The 17,003-nt window shown below is 61.4% G+C and carries 17 protein-coding genes; 5 read left to right on the plus strand and 12 right to left on the minus strand.

What is annotated here, in order from left to right; all coding sequences use genetic code 11:
• Positions 1 to 4: 4 nt before the first annotated feature.
• On the minus strand, positions 5 to 178 hold the full coding sequence (locus tag D4A92_RS09760) for a hypothetical protein (protein ID WP_203019570.1): 174 nt from the start codon (positions 176 to 178) through the stop codon (positions 5 to 7).
• Between the two features lie 480 nt (positions 179 to 658).
• Here D4A92_RS09760 and D4A92_RS09765 point away from each other — a divergent pair, with 480 nt between their 5' ends.
• Entirely contained in the window at positions 659 to 1,522 is an 864-nt protein-coding gene (locus D4A92_RS09765; protein WP_246754058.1) for a PAS domain-containing protein, read from the plus strand.
• Between the two features lie 17 nt (positions 1,523 to 1,539).
• On the opposite strand, the gene D4A92_RS09770 is transcribed toward D4A92_RS09765, so the two are convergent.
• Entirely contained in the window at positions 1,540 to 2,832 is a 1,293-nt protein-coding gene (locus D4A92_RS09770) for a TadE/TadG family type IV pilus assembly protein (protein WP_203019572.1), read from the minus strand.
• A 99-nt stretch (positions 2,833 to 2,931) separates the two neighbouring features.
• Positions 2,932 to 3,339: a winged helix-turn-helix transcriptional regulator gene (locus tag D4A92_RS09775; RefSeq protein WP_246754102.1), complete on the minus strand. Its 408-nt coding sequence runs from the start codon at positions 3,337 to 3,339 to the stop codon at positions 2,932 to 2,934.
• 181 nt (positions 3,340 to 3,520) lie between these two features.
• Here D4A92_RS09775 and D4A92_RS09780 point away from each other — a divergent pair, with 181 nt between their 5' ends.
• Entirely contained in the window at positions 3,521 to 4,420 is a 900-nt protein-coding gene (locus D4A92_RS09780) for an SDR family oxidoreductase (protein ID WP_203019576.1), read from the plus strand.
• Between the two features lie 138 nt (positions 4,421 to 4,558).
• Here D4A92_RS09780 and D4A92_RS09785 read toward each other — a convergent pair whose 3' ends face one another.
• The 5 genes from D4A92_RS09785 to D4A92_RS09805 all read right to left on the minus strand — a co-directional run bounded on the left by D4A92_RS09785 (position 4,559) and on the right by D4A92_RS09805 (position 9,954).
• On the minus strand, positions 4,559 to 5,470 hold the full coding sequence (locus D4A92_RS09785) for an SMP-30/gluconolactonase/LRE family protein (RefSeq protein WP_203019578.1): 912 nt from the start codon (positions 5,468 to 5,470) through the stop codon (positions 4,559 to 4,561).
• A gap of 20 nt (positions 5,471 to 5,490) precedes the next feature.
• Positions 5,491 to 6,444 (minus strand): ABC transporter permease, encoded by a 954-nt coding sequence (locus D4A92_RS09790; protein WP_203019580.1) that lies wholly within the window; start codon positions 6,442 to 6,444, stop codon positions 5,491 to 5,493.
• Positions 6,441 to 7,388 carry an ABC transporter permease gene (locus D4A92_RS09795; RefSeq protein WP_203019582.1) on the minus strand — a complete coding sequence of 316 codons (948 nt, stop codon included), beginning with the start codon at positions 7,386 to 7,388 and terminating at the stop codon, positions 6,441 to 6,443. Before D4A92_RS09795 ends, D4A92_RS09790 begins: the two co-directional genes overlap by 4 nt.
• Positions 7,385 to 8,851 (minus strand): ATP-binding cassette domain-containing protein, encoded by a 1,467-nt coding sequence (locus D4A92_RS09800; protein WP_203019584.1) that lies wholly within the window; start codon positions 8,849 to 8,851, stop codon positions 7,385 to 7,387. The genes D4A92_RS09795 and D4A92_RS09800 overlap by 4 nt, the downstream gene beginning before the upstream one ends.
• Before the next feature lie 86 nt (positions 8,852 to 8,937).
• The gene (locus D4A92_RS09805; RefSeq protein ID WP_203019586.1) at positions 8,938 to 9,954 is read right to left on the minus strand and encodes an ABC transporter substrate-binding protein; all 1,017 of its coding nucleotides are present in this window, start codon (positions 9,952 to 9,954) and stop codon (positions 8,938 to 8,940) included.
• A 257-nt stretch (positions 9,955 to 10,211) separates the two neighbouring features.
• On the opposite strand from D4A92_RS09805, the gene D4A92_RS09810 reads away from it, so the two are divergent.
• Genes D4A92_RS09810 through D4A92_RS09820 form a run of 3 tightly spaced genes read left to right on the plus strand, consistent with a single transcriptional unit; the run spans position 10,212 to position 12,793 of the window.
• Entirely contained in the window at positions 10,212 to 11,456 is a 1,245-nt protein-coding gene (locus D4A92_RS09810; RefSeq protein WP_203019588.1) for a GAF domain-containing sensor histidine kinase, read from the plus strand.
• Positions 11,453 to 12,175: a response regulator transcription factor gene (locus tag D4A92_RS09815; RefSeq protein ID WP_203019590.1), complete on the plus strand. Its 723-nt coding sequence runs from the start codon at positions 11,453 to 11,455 to the stop codon at positions 12,173 to 12,175. The genes D4A92_RS09810 and D4A92_RS09815 overlap by 4 nt, the downstream gene beginning before the upstream one ends.
• A gap of 60 nt (positions 12,176 to 12,235) precedes the next feature.
• Positions 12,236 to 12,793: a regulatory protein RecX gene (locus tag D4A92_RS09820; RefSeq protein WP_203019591.1), complete on the plus strand. Its 558-nt coding sequence runs from the start codon at positions 12,236 to 12,238 to the stop codon at positions 12,791 to 12,793.
• A 29-nt stretch (positions 12,794 to 12,822) separates the two neighbouring features.
• On the opposite strand, the gene D4A92_RS09825 is transcribed toward D4A92_RS09820, so the two are convergent.
• From D4A92_RS09825 to D4A92_RS09840, 4 genes are all read right to left on the minus strand, one after another.
• On the minus strand, positions 12,823 to 13,821 hold the full coding sequence (locus D4A92_RS09825) for a GGDEF domain-containing protein (RefSeq protein WP_203019592.1): 999 nt from the start codon (positions 13,819 to 13,821) through the stop codon (positions 12,823 to 12,825).
• Positions 13,822 to 13,911: 90 nt separating this feature from the next.
• Positions 13,912 to 14,964 carry an ornithine cyclodeaminase gene (locus D4A92_RS09830; protein WP_203019593.1) on the minus strand — a complete coding sequence of 351 codons (1,053 nt, stop codon included), beginning with the start codon at positions 14,962 to 14,964 and terminating at the stop codon, positions 13,912 to 13,914.
• Between the two features lie 194 nt (positions 14,965 to 15,158).
• Positions 15,159 to 16,439: a TRAP transporter large permease gene (locus D4A92_RS09835; protein ID WP_203019594.1), complete on the minus strand. Its 1,281-nt coding sequence runs from the start codon at positions 16,437 to 16,439 to the stop codon at positions 15,159 to 15,161.
• Positions 16,439 to 16,966 (minus strand): TRAP transporter small permease, encoded by a 528-nt coding sequence (locus D4A92_RS09840; RefSeq protein WP_203019595.1) that lies wholly within the window; start codon positions 16,964 to 16,966, stop codon positions 16,439 to 16,441. The genes D4A92_RS09835 and D4A92_RS09840 overlap by 1 nt, the downstream gene beginning before the upstream one ends.
• Positions 16,967 to 17,003: the final 37 nt, after the last annotated feature.

Genomic DNA, 17,003 nt, shown 5'->3' on the forward strand with positions numbered 1-17,003 from the left:
TGGCTCAAGCCGGCGCCGCAGCGCCTCCGCCAAAGAGCGTAAAATAGGCCCAGGCAAGCCCGAAAGCCGCGACGATCGCTACCCAGATCAGGATTTTCCGCATTGAGGGGGAAAGACTGGTTTTCGGCTGCGGCGGCTTTTCTTCGGGCGGGCGCTCGAACTTGATGACGTTCGACATGCTAGTGGCTCTCTCGTGATGCTCGTCTGCAAGCTTCCTGCCATGATCGTGCGACAACAACAAGCCTGCTGGTTGCGTGTCAGCTGATACATGCGGCAGTGGCTTCGGCGACACGCGCGCCGAACAATCTTTCACTTCACACTTGTCGGCAGACTTCGGCCTCGCTAGCGTCCGCTTTCAAGGGAAAAGATGCCGACAGGCCAAGCTCAAGGCCTTTCCCGTCGAACGCATGATGGACTTTGCCGAACTGCAATGAGAACTTTTCTTGACACCGCCCTGGGTGATGCTTCTTCCGGACTGGACGGAGACGCGTCTGCAGCCGGAAGGAAGATTTCAGGCGTCTCGTCGACCCATTTCCTGAAACTCGTGGAAGAACACGGCAATACCGGGTTCTGGACCTGTGATCTTGTCACCGGTCATTGCAGTTGCAGTCCGGGTCTCCTGCGCGTGATCGGGCTCGAGCAGGCCCGACCCTTTAGAATGATCGACCTGATTGATCAGGTGCACCCCGAGGATCGCACATTCTGCGAAGATATATGGTCGCTGATACGCTCGGGCGTGCCGGTGAACCGGAATTTCCGCATCATCCGCGGTGACAGGACCGTGCGCTGGATCGAGTTTCGGTCCGAAGTGGTGCTCGACGCCGAGCAACGCCCGGCCCGCGCCATCGGGCTGCTGCAGGACGTTTCGCAACAGCATGAGAGCCGCCAGGCGCTGGATGAAAGCACCGGCCGCTACAGAGCATTGATCGGCACAGTCGCAACCATGGAATGGCGCGCGACGGCGGCTGGCGAGCCCGTGTTTTCCCATGGCTGGACGGCGCTGACCGGGCAGCGTGAAACAGACATGCTTGACGGGAACTGGCTGAGCGCGGTGCACCCCGATGATCGCGACGCGGTGAGCGCCGCCTGGCAACAAGCCGTGGCCTCACTCTCCCCCTATAGGTCCGATCAGCGCATCCGCCGAGCCGACGGGGAATATGAATGGTTTCATGCCCGCGCGGTGCCCGTCCTTCACAAAGGCGGACGCTCGCATGAATGGCTGGGCATGATCATCCGCCATCAGGACTTTGCCATGTTGGGCAATCGCGGATCTGCCACCGATCCCACGGTGACGCCGATGCAGATCCGGGCAGGACGTGCCATGTTGCAGTGGACCCTCGAAGATCTCTCCCGGCAGTCCGGCGTATCGGTCTCATCGATCAGGCGGATCGAGGGGGAGGGGGAGCGTTCGACACGGCCAGCCTCGCTCAGCGCGATCCGCGAGGCCTTCGAGCGCGAGGGCCTGGCGTTCAGCAATGGCAATACCGTGTCAATGCAGGGCTTCCCCAGGTCGGGGAGCTGAGTTCTCCGATCGCGCTCTCAGCTTGTGATCCGGGGCGTGCTGACGATCTTGAGGAACAGCGCATTCATGGCGTCTGCGATGCCCTCGCTCGGGCTCACCTCGAAATAGAGACCCGGCGATGCGCAAGATTGCATCCGCGTCGGGATTTCGGACTGGAACGGGCTTATCCATTTCTTGTACCAGTCATTCGTGGGAAGCGGCAGATAGGTCGTATAGAGAACGGCGATGCGATAACCCTTCTTCTTCAGGGCTTCGCATTGCGTCGTGTCGATCGGCTCCTGACAACGCCCATTGGTGGTCTTCTTGGTGCAGGTGCTTGGCTTGTAGGCGTCACCCACGCCATCCGAGACAAAGAACACGATCTTTTCCGGATCACTCGCAGAAGCGCCGGTGCCTGACGCGCCCATGAGATCGCCGATACTCTTGAGGGCGCGGTCGAAATCGGTCTGCTGGTCGTTGTCATAGCCCTGCCAGGGGATCGACATCAGCCCGATCTTGGACGCCTTGGTCTGAACCTGATCGAGATTGTCGGTGAGCGCGGAGACCTCCAGCAACTTGGTGTCCTCGGCCCGTTCGCCAAAGGTGTAGACGGCCATGCGATACTGATTGGAGCTCTTGCGCGACTTCTTGGCCGTATCCATCAAGGCCGCCGTCGCCTTCGCAACGACATCGATGCGGATCGTCACGCCGAGTTTCTTGGCGAGGTAGTAATAACTGTTCGTGTCCTCGACACCGTTTTTGACGATGTGGCAAGCGAACGCACACTTGTCACTGGTGTTGTTGACCATCTTTGTGACATCCGCCGGGGTCGCTCCGACACCCATGGACGGCGTATTATCGAGAAGCAGGTAGAAGTCCCGGAAGGTGTCTGTCTGATAGACGGCTTCGGCCTTGCCGCTGACGGTCACGTCCTTTTGCCCCATGACCCGTGCCAGTGTGGTCGGAACGGTCGCGTCGAAGGTGAAGACGGCCTTCAACTGAGTTCCGCTCTTGACGACCTCCACATCGAAATTCTTGAGTTCGTAGTGGTGAGACATCTTGGCGTGGCCGAGAAACACCTTCTTGGCATCTGCGATCGCTGCCGACAGCTGTCCGTCGGATTTCATCTGCATCGCCTGCATGACGCCGGCGGAGGTTTCCGCAACGGCTGCGATTGCAGCCGCGTCGGCGGCTGCCTGCAGGGTGCTTCGGACTGTCAGCGCGTTGCTGATATCGATGGCGAGGCCCGCGGCTCCGATGACGGGCACAAGCAGGATAGCCGTCAAGACGCCGAAATTGCCACTGCGGTCGCAGAGAAATCGTCTAAACATAATATACCCCCATATATCAGGGGGGTAATTTATGTGTGCTGCGTATCGTTTTCGTTCATCTGCATGGTTAGCAAATTCCTGACCGGCGAAGCATGCCGGTCAGGCGGCTGCGACCTTCTTCTTCACGGGCGGATTGTCGGAATCATAGAGAGCCCGTGCCTCGCGGATGCGACCGTGATGTTCAGCCGTCCAGACCACCAGAGCCGCGACGGGCCCCAGCAGGGATTGTCCCAGCTCCGTCAGGCTATACTCGACACTTGGTGGTTGGGTCGGGAAGACCTCGCGATGAACCAGACCATCGCGCTGGAGGCTGCGCAATGTTCCGGTGAGCATCGCCTGTGAAATGTCCGGGATCGCCCGCTTCAGCTCGCCGAAACGGTGTGCCCTGTAGCCGAGCGTCTGCAGGATAAGGGAAGCCCACTTGTCGCCGATATGGGAAAAGACATCGCGAACCGGGCAATTCCCGGCATCGAAAACCGTGTTCGCCGGCGTCTCGATCATGGCCATCACCGAACGGATCGCCGCCGTGTAATCGGTCTTCATCTTCGCATGTGCTGTCATCGGTACCGTCCTCAGAACCTGGTTCTAAAAAACTGCCTACTTTACGGCAGGAGCATGGTCTGCAATTTAGACCTACTCTATAAATTAAACCATCCCTAAAGTATGGGGATCAGACAATGAGAGAACCATGAACGCGAAATATCTCGTCACCGGCGCATCGGGCCAGCTCGGCCAGCGCGTCGTCCATCATCTCCTTGAAACCTCGGGCGTAGCCGCAGGCGATATCATCGCTGCCAGCCGCAAGCCGGAGCAACTGGCAGACCTTGCTGCAAAGGGCGTGTTGGTGCGCCGGGTCGATTTCGACGATGCCGCATCGATGGAGGCCGCCTTCGCCGAAGCCGAAAAGGTGCTGATCATCAGCACGGACACGCTGGACCGTCCGGGACATCGTCTGGTTCAGCATCGCGCGGCCGTCGCCGCAGCTGAAAAGGCCGGTGTCGCCCATCTGCTTTACACCTCGATGCCAGAGCCAGTGAACTCAGCTCTGCTCTTCGCCCCCGACCACGAAGGGACGGAAGCGGCCATCGAAGCAAGCTCGGTGCCGGCCTGGACCATTCTGCGCAACAACTGGTATTTCGAAAACGTCATGATGAGCGCTGGCCCCGCACTTGCCTCGGGCCATTGGTATTCGGCGGCCGGTGACGGCAAGGTGGCACACATTTCACGCGATGACATCGGTCGCGCGACTGCTGCGGCGCTCGTCGCCGCAGACAAGGAAAAGACCGTCTACACGCTGACGGGTTCCTCTTCCTACACGCATCGCGAAATGGCGTCCGTCATCTCCGCTGCTGCCGGCAAGGAGATCACCGTGATCGATGTTCCGGTCGAAGGTCTCGTCCAGGGCATGGTCGGAGCCGGTCTGCCTGAACCCGTCGCGCGGGTCTTTGCCTCTATCGACACCATGGTCGGAAACGGCGGTCTGGCAGGCATCACCGGTGACTTCAAAACGCTGACGGTCACGGAGCCGCAGAGCTTCGAAAGCTGGGTAGAGAGCCAGGCCGAAGCCTTCAAATCCATGATCGCGTGATCGGTGTTGATCACGTAATCGCCTCATCGGCCGCCGCCAGGCCGGTCCGGTAGTGCCATACCCCACACGTGGCAATGCCGCGCGACCGCCCGTTCTCCTGAACGGGCGGTCTTGCTTGCTCAGAAAATCGAGCGCTCCTCAGGGCGTCTGGGCGCCCCGTGTCGCGGTGTAGATCGCATAGAGCGATGTCGAGGCCGTGATGAACAGGCGGTTCTTCTTCGGTCCGCCGAAGGTCAGGTTGGCGACCGCCTGAGGGACCAGAATCTTGCCGAGAAGCGTGCCGTCGGGATGGAAGCAATGCACGCCGTCGGCAGCGCTCGACCAGAGATTTCCGTCCATATCCGTCCGCATGCCGTCGGGAATGCCCTTGTCGATATGGGCAAAGACGCGTCCGTTCGTCAGTCGTTTGCCCTCCGTCACATCAAAGACGCGGATATGACGAGGCGCATCTGGCTTGTGGCTGGCGCCGGAATCGGCGACGTAGAGCAATGTCTCGTCTGGCGAAAAGCAGAGCCCGTTCGGCTGCAGGAAATCGTCGATCATGACGATGAGCTCGCCGGTCGCGGGATCGAGCCGGTAGACATTGCGGCTCACCTGCTCCTCGTCGGCCTTGTAGCCCTCGTAATCAGAGAGAATGCCGTAGGACGGGTCCGTGAACCAGACCGAACCATCTGACTTCACCACAACATCGTTTGGCGAGTTCAGCCGCTTGCCGTCGTGCCGATCGGCCAGGGTCGTAACCGCGCCGTCGATCTCGGTGCGGATCACGCGGCGCCCACCATGTTCGCAGGAAACGAGACGTCCCTCACGGTCGCGCGTATTGCCGTTAATGAACTGCGACGGCGCCCGATAAACGGAAGTGCCAGCACCCTCGACCCAGCGCAGGACGCGTTCGTTCGGAATGTCACTGAACAGCAGATAGCCGCCATCATTGAACCAGACGGGGCCCTCGGCCCATCGGCAGCCCGAGTAAAGCTCTTCGAGGGCGGCGCTGGAAACGAGCAGGTCGCGGAAGCGGGGGTCGCGGATCTCGTAGTGTGGATTTTCCATGGGGACAGTCCTGGAGCGCTTCAGGTTTTGCCGGCGCTGCGCGTGGTCGGCAGCATGATGACGGCGATGATGATGAGACCGGTGAGAATGAGGCGGATGCCGGCACCAAAGCCGTAGGTGTTCAGCATCGAAACGACAAGGAACATGAAGAGCGAGGCGCCCCATATCCCCGGAACATTCGAGTTGCCGCCGGCAACCGCCGTGCCGCCGATCACGACGACGGCGATCGACATCAGGAGATATTCCGTGCCCATGTTGAGCGCGGCGCCGCCGGAAAAGCTGGCAAGGAGATAACCGCAGAGCGAGGCGAGCACGGCGCAGAGCAGATAGGTGATGAGCCGCGTGCCGTCGATCGGGATGCCGGCCATGCGGGCGGCGCGGATGCTCTGGCCGATCGCGGCAATCGAGCGGCCATAGACCGTGCGGTTGATGACGTACCAGACGATGACGGAGAGCACCAAGGCGACGAGTGCTACATTCGGTATGCCCGCCGTCGAGGAGGTCGTGAAGTCGGCAAGCCAGCTCGGCGGCTTGATGCGCAGTCCCCGGTTCGTCCAGATCGCCGTCGACTGCACGATGAAGCTCATCGACAACGTTGCGATGATCGGCGGAATGCGCAGCAGCTTGATCAGCGCGTAATTGCCGATCCCGATCGCGACCCCGACTCCGATCGCAACGACAAGCCCGGTCAGGATCATGCTGTTCTCGACATTCATCACCTTGAGCGAGACCGTTGCAGCAAGTGTCATGTTGGCAGGAACCGATAGGTCGATATTGCCAGGACCGAGCGTGATCACCAGCATCTGGCCTAGGCCGACCAGCACAGAGAAGGCTCCGAAGGTGAGGGCCGCCTGAGCGAGCCCGACGGTGCTCGCCCCGCCCGTGAAGACGATGGTGACGAGGAAGACGCTGGCGGCTGCGATAAAGGACCAGATCCAGGTCCGGGAGAAGAGTGTGGAGAGTGCCTGGGTCATGACTTGCCCTTCCGGCCTTCGGCGCGATTGAGGGCAAGACGCAGCGTCAGCACGAGGATCAGGATCGCGCCCTGTGCGCCGATCTGCCAGTCCGGCGAAATCCTAAGGAACGACAGAAATGAGCCGGCCAGCGTCAGGGTGAGTGCACCGATAACGGCGCCGATCGGCGAGACGCGCCCGCCGACAAATTCACCGCCGCCGAGAATGACACCGGCGATCGAGAGCAGCGTATAGCGCAGCGCAATGTTGGCGTCGGCTGAGGTGGTCAGCCCCACCAGCGCCATGCCGGCAAGCACCGCAAAGAACCCGGCGAGACCATAGACAGCCGCCCGTGCGCCGATGATCGACCATCCGGCCCGCGCAACCGAGCGGCTGTTGCCGCCCACACCGCGCAAGACGACGCCGAAGGACGAGCGCATGATGACATAGTGGCTGACAACGGCGATCAGGATGCTGGCCACGATCGCCATCGGGACGAGCGGCGGCTTCACCGTCATGATTGCGCGGATCCAGCCCGGTGCCTCACCGCCCGGCGCCGGCAGGATCAAAACCGCAAGCCCGCCCCAGACGAAACTCATGCCGAGCGTCACGACGATCGACGGCAGATCCCGAAGGTGGATCATCACGCCGATCAGAGCATAGACGCCGATCGCTGCCATCAGAATGAGGACACCCATTAGAGGCGAGGACTGCAGATAGGTCGCCGTCACGCAAGCGACGAAGCTGACGAAGGTGCCCATCGACAGATCGAGGTCGTTGACCGTCATGATCAGCATCTGGGCGATCGTGGCGAGCGCGATCGGCACCGCCAGATTGAACAGCAGGTTGAGCCCGGTATAGCTCATAGCCCGCGGCTGGAGATAGAAGACCGCGGCCAGCAGCCCGACCAGCGAAAGGGCCGGGATCAGCAGGCGCAGGCCGTCGGCTGAGAAGAACTTCGTCATGCGGCCTCCTGGAAGGAGGCGGAAAGGATGTTTTCTTCCGTCACCTCGTCGCCCTTCAGTTCGGCAACGATCATGCCGTTGTTGAACACATAGACGCGATCGCAGAGGCAGACCTCGTCCATCTCGGTCGAGTACCAGACAAAGGTCCGCCCGGCGTCAGCCTCCTGGCGCAGGATGGCATAGACCTCCTGCTTGGTGCCGAAGTCGACGCCGCGCATAGGGTCGTCCATCAAAACCACTGGCGCGCGGCTGGCGAGCGCCCGGGCGAAGAGAACCTTCTGCTGGTTGCCGCCTGAGAGCGACAGGATCGGATTGTCCATGTCGGGTGTGCGGATGCCGATCCGCTCCTTCCAGGTCTGCCCCAGCGTCTCCTCCCGGTCGAAATCCAGGGTCTGCAGCCGTGAAAGATCCGGCAGGATGCCGATGCTGAGGTTTCTCAAGATGCTCCACAGCGTGAAGGTGCCATTGACAGCGCGGTCGCCGGCGACGAAGGCGACTTCAGGGTCATTGGCTCGCAGCCAGTTGCCGGTTCGGGACTCGAAGAGGCCGACCAGCATGTCCGTCTGGCCGTGCCCGCCCAGACCGGCGAAACCGACGATTTCGCCCTTCATGGCCTGGAAGGGGAGGCCGCGTCCGCGCACCGGTGCAGCTGTCAGCACACTTGCCGTGTCCGTCCTCAGCAGGTTCGTGCGCGCTTGCCGCGTCTTCACCACGCTGCCCATCGCTTCGATCAGCCCGTGCTCCGAAAACTCCTCGGCCGGTCTCTGGCTGACCACCTTGCCGTCCTTCATGACGACGATGCGGCTTGAGACCGAGAGGATCTCGCCGAGAATGTGGGAGATGAACAGGATCGAGCCGCCGTCGCGGACGAAGCGCTCGACATAGGCGAGCAACTGCTCCGCAAGCCGCGTATCCAGCGACGAGGTCGGCTCGTCCAAGATGACGAGGCGCACCGGGCTGCCGATCTCGCAGAACGTGATCGCGATCTCCACCATCTGGCGTTCCGCGATGGTGAGTGTGCCGACGGCCTCGTGGCAGTCGATGGAATGGCCGGGAAAGATTTCCTCGAGCTTGCTCTCGATGAGCGCAGCACCCCGCTTGCGCCAGCCCCAGCCTTTCAGGCTACGATGCATGACGCGGGTGTTCTCGACGATCGTCAAATTCGGGCAGAGCGACAGCTCCTGGAAGACACAGCGAATGCCGGCATCGCGGGCGGCATTGATGCTATGGCCCACGCTGCCGTGACCGTATCGGATGGAGCCCTGATGGGGGGAGAGCCCGCCATTGATGACGTTGACGATCGTGGATTTGCCGGCGCCGTTGTGGCCAACCAGGCCGACGCATTCTCCAGCCCCGATCTCTAGGGTGACGCCATCCAGCGCCTTGACCGCGCCGAAACGCACTCTTGCATCGGTAACGCTGACGACGGGCCGTCCATCGCCCTTATCGAGCATGGCATTCATGCTGCACAACTCTCTCACTCACGCGCCAAAGGTTCCCCACACCGCCCGGCCCGAAGGCCGGACGGTTCGGGGAGGTTTCCGGTCGGTTACATCGCAGAGCCGATGACCTTCTGGGCGTCTTCGAGCGAATACTCGACATTGGCGACGCCGCCGGCCTGGGTGTTGGCCAGGTTGGCTTCCAGGTTGTCCTGGTCGATGCGCAGGAAGGGAACGACGAGGTCTTTCTTGACTTCCTTGCCGTCGAGGATCTGCTGGGCGACCCAAAAGGCAAGCGTGGAAACGCCGGGCGCAATCGAGACCGACATGGTCTCATAGCCGTTGGCGTCCTTCTGTTCCTTCCACCATTTCAGCTCGTCTTCGCGGTTGCCCATGACGATAACGGGCATCGGGCGGTTGGCGGCAGCGATCGCCTGGGCCGCACCATAGCCGTCACCGCCCTGGGTCACGACACCGACAATCTCCGGCAGGCTCGGCAGGATGCCGGCGACGGCCTTTTGCGCTACGTCCTGCGCCCAGTCGCCATGCACGGAGCCGACGATCTTGAACTGCGGGAACTGCTCGACACCCGCATGGATGCCGGCCGAGATTTCGTCATCGACGAAGACGCCGGCAAGGCCGCGGATTTCGAGCAGATTGCCGCCCTGCGGCAGCTTGCCGGAGAGATATTCGACCTGGCTGCGGCCCATTTCCTTGAAGTCGACGGCGATACGCCATGCGCAGGGCTCTGTGACGATGCCGTCGAACGAAACGACGGTGATGCCGGCGTCACAGGCTTCCTTGACGGCGCCGTTGAGTGCCGTCGGCGAGGCAGCGTTGATGACGATGGCGTCATAGCCCTGCAGGATCATGTTCTGGATCTGCGCTGCCTGTTCGGTCGCCTGGTTTTCGGCAGTGGTGAAGGCGTCGGCGGCTGCGACCTGTCCGGCCTTGACGGCCTCGCCGGTCACCTTTTCCCAGCTGGTCAGCATGGCCTGGCGCCAGGAATTGCCGGCATAGTTGTTCGAAAGGGCGATCTTCTTGCCCGAAGTGTCGGCCAGTGCGGGCATGGATGTGGCGAGAAGGCACAGTGCCGCGCTCGCCAGAAGGGTTCTGCTGGTCTTCATGATCTCACTCCCTGTTGTCCGGCGCGCGTGTCGCCGGTTTCCTCCAAACAGCCGGTTATGTCCCGGTCTGAACTCCCCGCCGAGTTCCTCCTCTCGGCAGGATCAGGATGGAGCGAACGGCGACGCCTGTACAGGTTCGGGACGGCAGGACGTTTGCGGGAATTACGCAAAGTCCTGCGGGATCCCGCAAGACGACCACCCTATCGAGATGTGTTATGAAGGCGATGCGGCCGTGGGAGTGGCTGCGGGAGGACACCATGCTCAAGATCGCGCCCTCGGCGTTGCTCGATCACTATCTCGGCATATCCAGGCTCCTGGCCGGTCAGCTCGATTTCCGCTCGGCCATCAAGGCCGTGGGCGTCGAAGTATCGCATATCGTGCCGCATGACCACCTCGATGTCTGCATCACCATGGTCAACGGGCTCTATCACACCGCTTACGAGACTGGTCTCGACACCTTCTGGGGCCAGACGACGCCTGCACCGGTGGCGAGCAGCCCGATCCGCACCCTGCTTTGGGGCGAGATCGACTTCCTCCTGACGGCAGATGCACAGCTTGAAACCCGCTACCACGTCGATACGCCCTTCACCCGTCCGATCTTCGAGCACAACCTCCGCAGCCGCATCCATGTGCCGCTGAAGGTGGGTGGCGAGGTTATCGGCGCGCTCAGCTGCTCCTCGCATCAGGTGGATTTCTACTCGCCACAGGATGTCGAAAACGCCCAGTCGATCGCCGACCTCTTGTCTCCCTATTTCTTTGCCCTTCGAGCCGCTGAACAGGCAAAGCAGTCGGCCATCATTGAGGCCGAGGCGCGCGCTCGCGAGGAAGGCTTGCGGCTGGGCGCTCTCAATCTCACCGAGGCGCTCGAAAGCGAGCGGCAGCGCATCGGAATGGACCTGCACGACCAGACGCTTGCCGACCTGACGCGCCTGTCGCGCCGGGTCGACAGGATGATGCAGGAGAAGGACCTGAGTGGAGAGATGCTCGAGCCCGTGGCCCGCAGTCTGCAGCAATGCATGCAGAATTTGCGCGAGATCATCGAGGAGGCGAAACCGGCTGTCTTGCAGCTTTTCGGCTTTGCCCATGCGATCGAGAACCATCTCGATCGGGCCGTTCGAGATCAGGGGGCATCTTTGTCCTGGCGTCTGGTGGACGACAGCGACGGTGTCATCGATCTCCTGGATCAGACGGTTCGGATCGCGTTGTTTCGGATCACGCAGGAGGCCATCAACAATGCGGTTCGCCATGCGCAGTCCAGCGATCTTGAGGTCCGTCTGCGGGCAAGCAACTGCGCTGTTGTCGTCGAAGTCGCCGATGACGGACGAGGCCTGTCACGTGGCGGCCGAGGCGAGGGCGGGGGCATCGACAACATGATGACGCGGGCGCGGCTGATCTCGGCCAAGTTCACCATAGGCGCAAACCGGGAGGGCGAGGGGACGACTGTCCGGGTGCAGTTGCCTCTTCCAGCGCAGACAATGACAGCGAAGGGAGATGACGCATGAAGGTCTTGATCGTGGAGGACGATCCGCTGCACCGCTCCTATCTGCTCGAAGCGGTGTGTGCGGCACTTCCGGAATGCCGCGACGTGCTGGAGGCCGAGAACGGGGCCGATGGCGAGAAGATGGCCCGTGAGCACAAGTCCGCCCATATCGTGATGGACCTGCAGATGAACGCCCGCAATGGCATCGAGGCGGCGCGCACCATTTGGAAGGAACGACCCGATACCCGCATCCTCTTCTGGTCGAACTATTCCGACGAGGCCTATGTGCGTGGCGTCTCCCGGATCGTGCCGGACGGCGCGGCTTATGGCTACGTCCTGAAATCAGCCTCAGATGAGCGGTTGAAACTCGCGCTGCGCAGCATCTTCGTCGAGGCGCAATGCGTCATCGATCGCGAAGTGCGCGGCATGCAGCAGAAGAGCCTCGGACAGGTGAGGGGCTTCAGCGACAGCGAATACGAGATCCTCGTCGATATCGCGCTCGGATTGACGGACCGCACCATCGCCCGCCGACGGGGCCTATCGATCCGCAGCGTTCAGAACCGCCTTCAACAGCTCTACGAAAAACTCGGCGTCTACCAGATGTCGGTCGAGGATAGCGACGAGGGGCGCTTTAATCTGAGGGCCAGGGCAGTGACGGTTGCGCTTTTGCGCAAGCTGTTGAACTACAGCGCCCTTGAACGCGCCGAAGCCGAGCTTGCGGAGTGGCTGCGGTCTCATTGACCGATCCCGACCGTCCAGAAGCCTGTTGACGATCGCCCGCGAAGTTGGGAGACCGGGTTCATGGACGAACCGTCGAAAGCCACTGAGGATCAGCCAACGCCACGCATGTTGGCCTGGGCGAAGAACTCGGCCGCCTATCGGCTTGCCAAGCGCATGATGACCGAACGCGAACTCGCCGATGCCATCAGGCGCAAGGCGCGCAGCAAGTTTGAAGATATCAGTGAAGCGCAGCTAAACGCGCTGGCGGAAACGGCTCTTGCTTTCGGCCGCAGCATGAAGGCGCTGGACGACCAGAACTATGCGGAGATCCGGGCGAATTCGGCGGCACGCAGCGGCCGCTCCAAGCGCGCAATTGCCCGCAAGCTTGCTGAGAAGGGTGTGGACCGCGCTATCGTCGAGGCCGTCCTCGTGGACGCAGACGATTTGCGCTCGGCCGTCGTCTATGCGCGCAAGAAGGCCTTCGGGCCCTTCCGCCGCCCGGATGTGGAAGCCGACGACGCCCGCTGGAGCAAGGAGATCGCCTCCTTTGCCCGCCAGGGCTTCGGCTTCGATCTGGCCAAGCGTGTGCTCGACATGGAGCGTGAGGAAGCCGAGGACATTCTTCTCGGGCCGGCGTGAACGGATCGCTGACGGGCAAATGGTCTGTTTCAAGACCCTTCGCGCACGCTGCCGGCGCCAAGGCCTATTTCCGCAGGCATGGCCCAGGAATAGGTGACTCGATTGCGGCCGTTCGCCTTGGATCGATAAAGGGCCTCGTCCGCGCGCCGCAAGGGATCTGCCAGACCGTGGTCGCCCTGATCGAGCATGGTGACACCGAAGCTTGCCGTGACAGGGCCATCAACATCTGTGCGTCGCGAGCTTTCGATTGCCTGCCGGAGGCGCTCGGCGACTGCAAGCGCGCTCTTGGTTGTTGCCCCCGGCAAGAGAACGGCGAATTCCTCGCCTCCCATCCGTGAGATCACGTCGCCGTCGCGCAGGACGCCACGGCATACCTCCACAATGTCGATCAGCACACGATCGCCTGCCATGTGACCAAAGCGGTCGTTGATTTGCTTGAAGTGATCGATGTCGAAGCTGATCAGGCCGATCGACGGTGGCGCCATGCGTCCGACAAGCTTCTCCAAAGTACCGTGGAAGGCCATACGAGATGTGGCACCGGTGAGCCAGTCTTGATCGATCTGTCGCCGGAGCTCCATTTCCCGCATCACCAGGGCGGCGAGCGACTGCAGGATCGCCATTTGCCGCTCGTCGAAGTGTCGCGGCTCGCGATCCATGATGCAGAGTGAACCGAGGCGAGCTTTTTCCGAGGTCACCAGCGGAGCGCCTGCATAAAATGCGACGTAAGGTTTTCCAATGACAAAAGGGTTTCGCGCCGTCCGGATGTCCTGCCTTGTGTCGGCAATCACCAGAACGTCGTCGCTGCGAATTGTCTCGTTGCATATCGAGTGTTCGCGCTCGGTTTCGCGCAGGTCCAGACCGATATTCGACTTGAACCATTGGCGATCGTCGTCAAGCAGCGAGATCAGCACGATCGGCGCGTCAAAGATCAGGCGCGCCAGGGCGGCGATCCGTTCGAAGGGCTCCTCATGCGGCGTGTCCAGAATGCCGTACTGACGCAGTATGTTCAGGCGTTCGACTTCATTCATCCGGCCAGACTCCTTGGAGATGAGGACATTAGGCCGCAAATATTTCCGCCAACTTAAATTCAGCGCGAACCCCTAGATCTTGGGGGGGGCTCAGTTTTTGGACCTCTGCAGCATGCCGAACAGGTCGCGAGGATCGTCCGGATCGGCGATCAGATCGACAGACTGGTAGAAGGCGGTCCCCCGTACGCGCTCGCGCACATAGCGCAATGCCGAAAAATCCTCGATCGCAAAGCCGACGCTGTCGAAGAGGGTGATCTGCTTGTCGTTCTTGCGACCTTCGACCTGACCGGTGACCACCTGCCAGAGCTCGGTGACGGGATAGTCCGGATCCATCTGCTGGATCTCGCCTTCGATCCGCGTCTGCGGCGGATACTCGACGAAAGTGTCGGCACGAGAGAGGATATCGCGATGCAGTTCGGTCTTGCCGGGGCAGTCGCCACCGATGGCGTTGATGTGCACGCCGGCGCCGACCATGTTGTCCGTCAAGATGGTCGCGTACTGCTTGTCGGCAGTGCAGGTCGTGATGATCTGAGCCCCCTCGATCGCCGCCTGTGACGTTGGGCAGGCCGTGACAAGCAGTCCCGATCCTTCGAGATTGCGCCGCGTCTTTTCCGTTGCCTTCGGGTCGATGTCGAAGAGCCTCACCTCGGTAATGCCGAGCACGGCCTTCATCGCCAGCGCCTGGAATTCTGCCTGCGCACCATTGCCGATCATTGCCATGGTCGTTGCGCCCTTGGCGGCGAGGTGGCGGGCCGCCATGGCGGACGTTGCCGCTGTCCGCAGCGCTGTTAGCAGTGTCATCTCGGTCAACAGCACAGGATAGCCGGTCGAGACATCGGCGAGCAGGCCGAAGGCAGTCACCGTCTGCAGGCCCTCTGCCATGTTCTTCGGATGGCCGTTGACGTATTTGAACGAATAGATCTCCCCATCCGATGTCGGCATCAGCTCAATGACGCCCTCGCGGGAATGCGACGCGACGCGCGGCGTCTTATCGAACAGTTCCCAGCGTTTGAAATCGGCCTCGATAACGTCGGTGAGCTCGGTGAGCACGTGCTCGATACCAATGTGATGCACGAGCCGCATCATGTTTTCGACGCTGACGAAGGGGACGAGGGCTTTGTCCGAAGGGGCTGGCGCTGTCATGATCCACCGGTTGAGAACGAAGGTTGGATCACTGTAGCGGTGGTCACGCTTCGCCGAAATGGCGAGAAACTGTCATTTTGTGTGGTTGGCTTTCCAAAATGTCAGCAGCGGATGCGCATTCTGTCACTCGAACAGGAAGAAAGGCAGGAGCTGGGGCTCCTGCTGAGAACCCTCGGAAGGCGAGAGCGGGAGGATCACTTGAACTGCGCTGGCAGCCAGAGCGATATCTCGGGAATGAAGGTAACCAACAAAAGCACCATCACGCAGGCGCCAAAGAATGGCCAGATGGTCTGCATCGCCTCCCGGATCGTGATCTTGCCCACGGCGCAGCCGACGAAGAGCACGGTTCCAACCGGTGGCGTGATCAGACCGATCCCGGCATTCAGGATCATGATGACACCGAAATGCACGGGATCAATGCCGAAGGCCTGGACGATCGGCAGGAAAACCGGCGTCGTGATGATGATCAATGGCGCCATGTCCATGAAAGTGCCAAGCAGCAGGAGGACCACGGTGATCAGCAGCAGGACGACCATCGGGTTGTCCGAGATCGACTTGACCACCTGGATGAGCGTGACCTGCACCTGCAGAAAGGACATGAGCCATGCAAAGGCAGCGGCCATGCCGATGACGAGCAGAACCAGTGACGTGGTTTTCACCGCGCCGAGGATCGCCTCGACAAAGCCGCTCCAGTTCAGCTCGCGATAGACGAGTACGGCGACGAGAAAGGCGTAGATAACGGCGATGCAGGAGCTTTCGGTTGCCGTGAAGATACCGGAGCGCACGCCGCCGAAAATGATGGCGATCAGCAGCAGGCCGGGCAGGGCGGCGAAGAAGAACACCAGCAGTTTCGCAAAGCCGGGAAAGGGTTCGGCCGGATAACCACGTCTGCGGGCCACGACATAGGCGGTGACCATCAGGGCGCCGGTCAGAAGCATCCCGGGAAAGATGCCCGCGGTGAAGAGATCCGCAACCGAGACCGTGCCGCCTGCCGAGATCGAATACAGGATCATGTTGTGCGACGGCGGGATCATCAGGGCAATGAGGGCAGAGCTGATCGTCACGTTCACGGCGTATCCGCGGTCGTAGCCTCGCGCCGCCATCTGCGGCACCATCAGGCCGCCGATGGCCGATGCGTCGGCAACCGCCGAACCCGAAATGCCGCCGAACAGCGTCGAGGAGACGATGTTCACCTGTCCCAGTCCGCCGCGCATATGCCCGACGAAGCCGGAGGCGAAGCGAATGAGCCGGAAGGCGATGCCGCCGCGCACCATCAGGTCGCCGGCGAAGATGAAGAAGGGGATCGCCATCATGGCGAAGACGTTCATCCCCGAATTCAGCTGCTGGAAGATCACGATCGGCGGGATGCCGATATAGAGGACCGTCGCCAGGGACGCGATCCCGAGGCAAAAAGCGATGGGCATGCCAAGGAGCATGAGAAAGGCGAAGGTGCCGAAGAGGATCGTATAGGCCATCACACCACCTCGGTCTGGGCGACATCGTCCGCCGCCGGGATAGCAGTACCGATGAACGTGTCGGCGAAGCGTTCGAGCGCGAAGATGGAGATCATTGTGCCACCGACGATGAGCGGAATGAAGTCTATGCCACCCGGCCACCCGAGCACGGGGATCCGGGCTGTCCAGGTGCCCATGGCCAGCAGCGTGCCATAGTAGGACATGGCGCCGCCGAACAGGCAGATCAGGCCGAGGCTGACGAGATCCATCAGGCGCTGGATTGCAGGAGGCATATTGTGGCGAACGATGTCGAGCCCGAGATGCACGCTTTCGCGCACGCCGACGGCCGCACCCAAGAGGATGAACCAGGACATCAGCTGCAGCGACAGGGGCTCGGACCAGCTCGGTGTGTCATTGAGCACGTAACGGCCGAAAACCTGCCAGCCGATGATGATGGTCATCAGGACCACGCCGAGGCCGGCCAGATAAAGGCAGGCGAGGCTCAGCCAGCTGAGGCCGGGCCTGATGGCCCGCATGAAACGCGACATGGATCCCTCCGAAATCCAGGATAAGAAAAAACCGGCC

The sequence above is a fragment of the Rhizobium rosettiformans genome (assembly GCF_016806065.1).
GTDB lineage: Bacteria > Pseudomonadota > Alphaproteobacteria > Rhizobiales > Rhizobiaceae > Allorhizobium.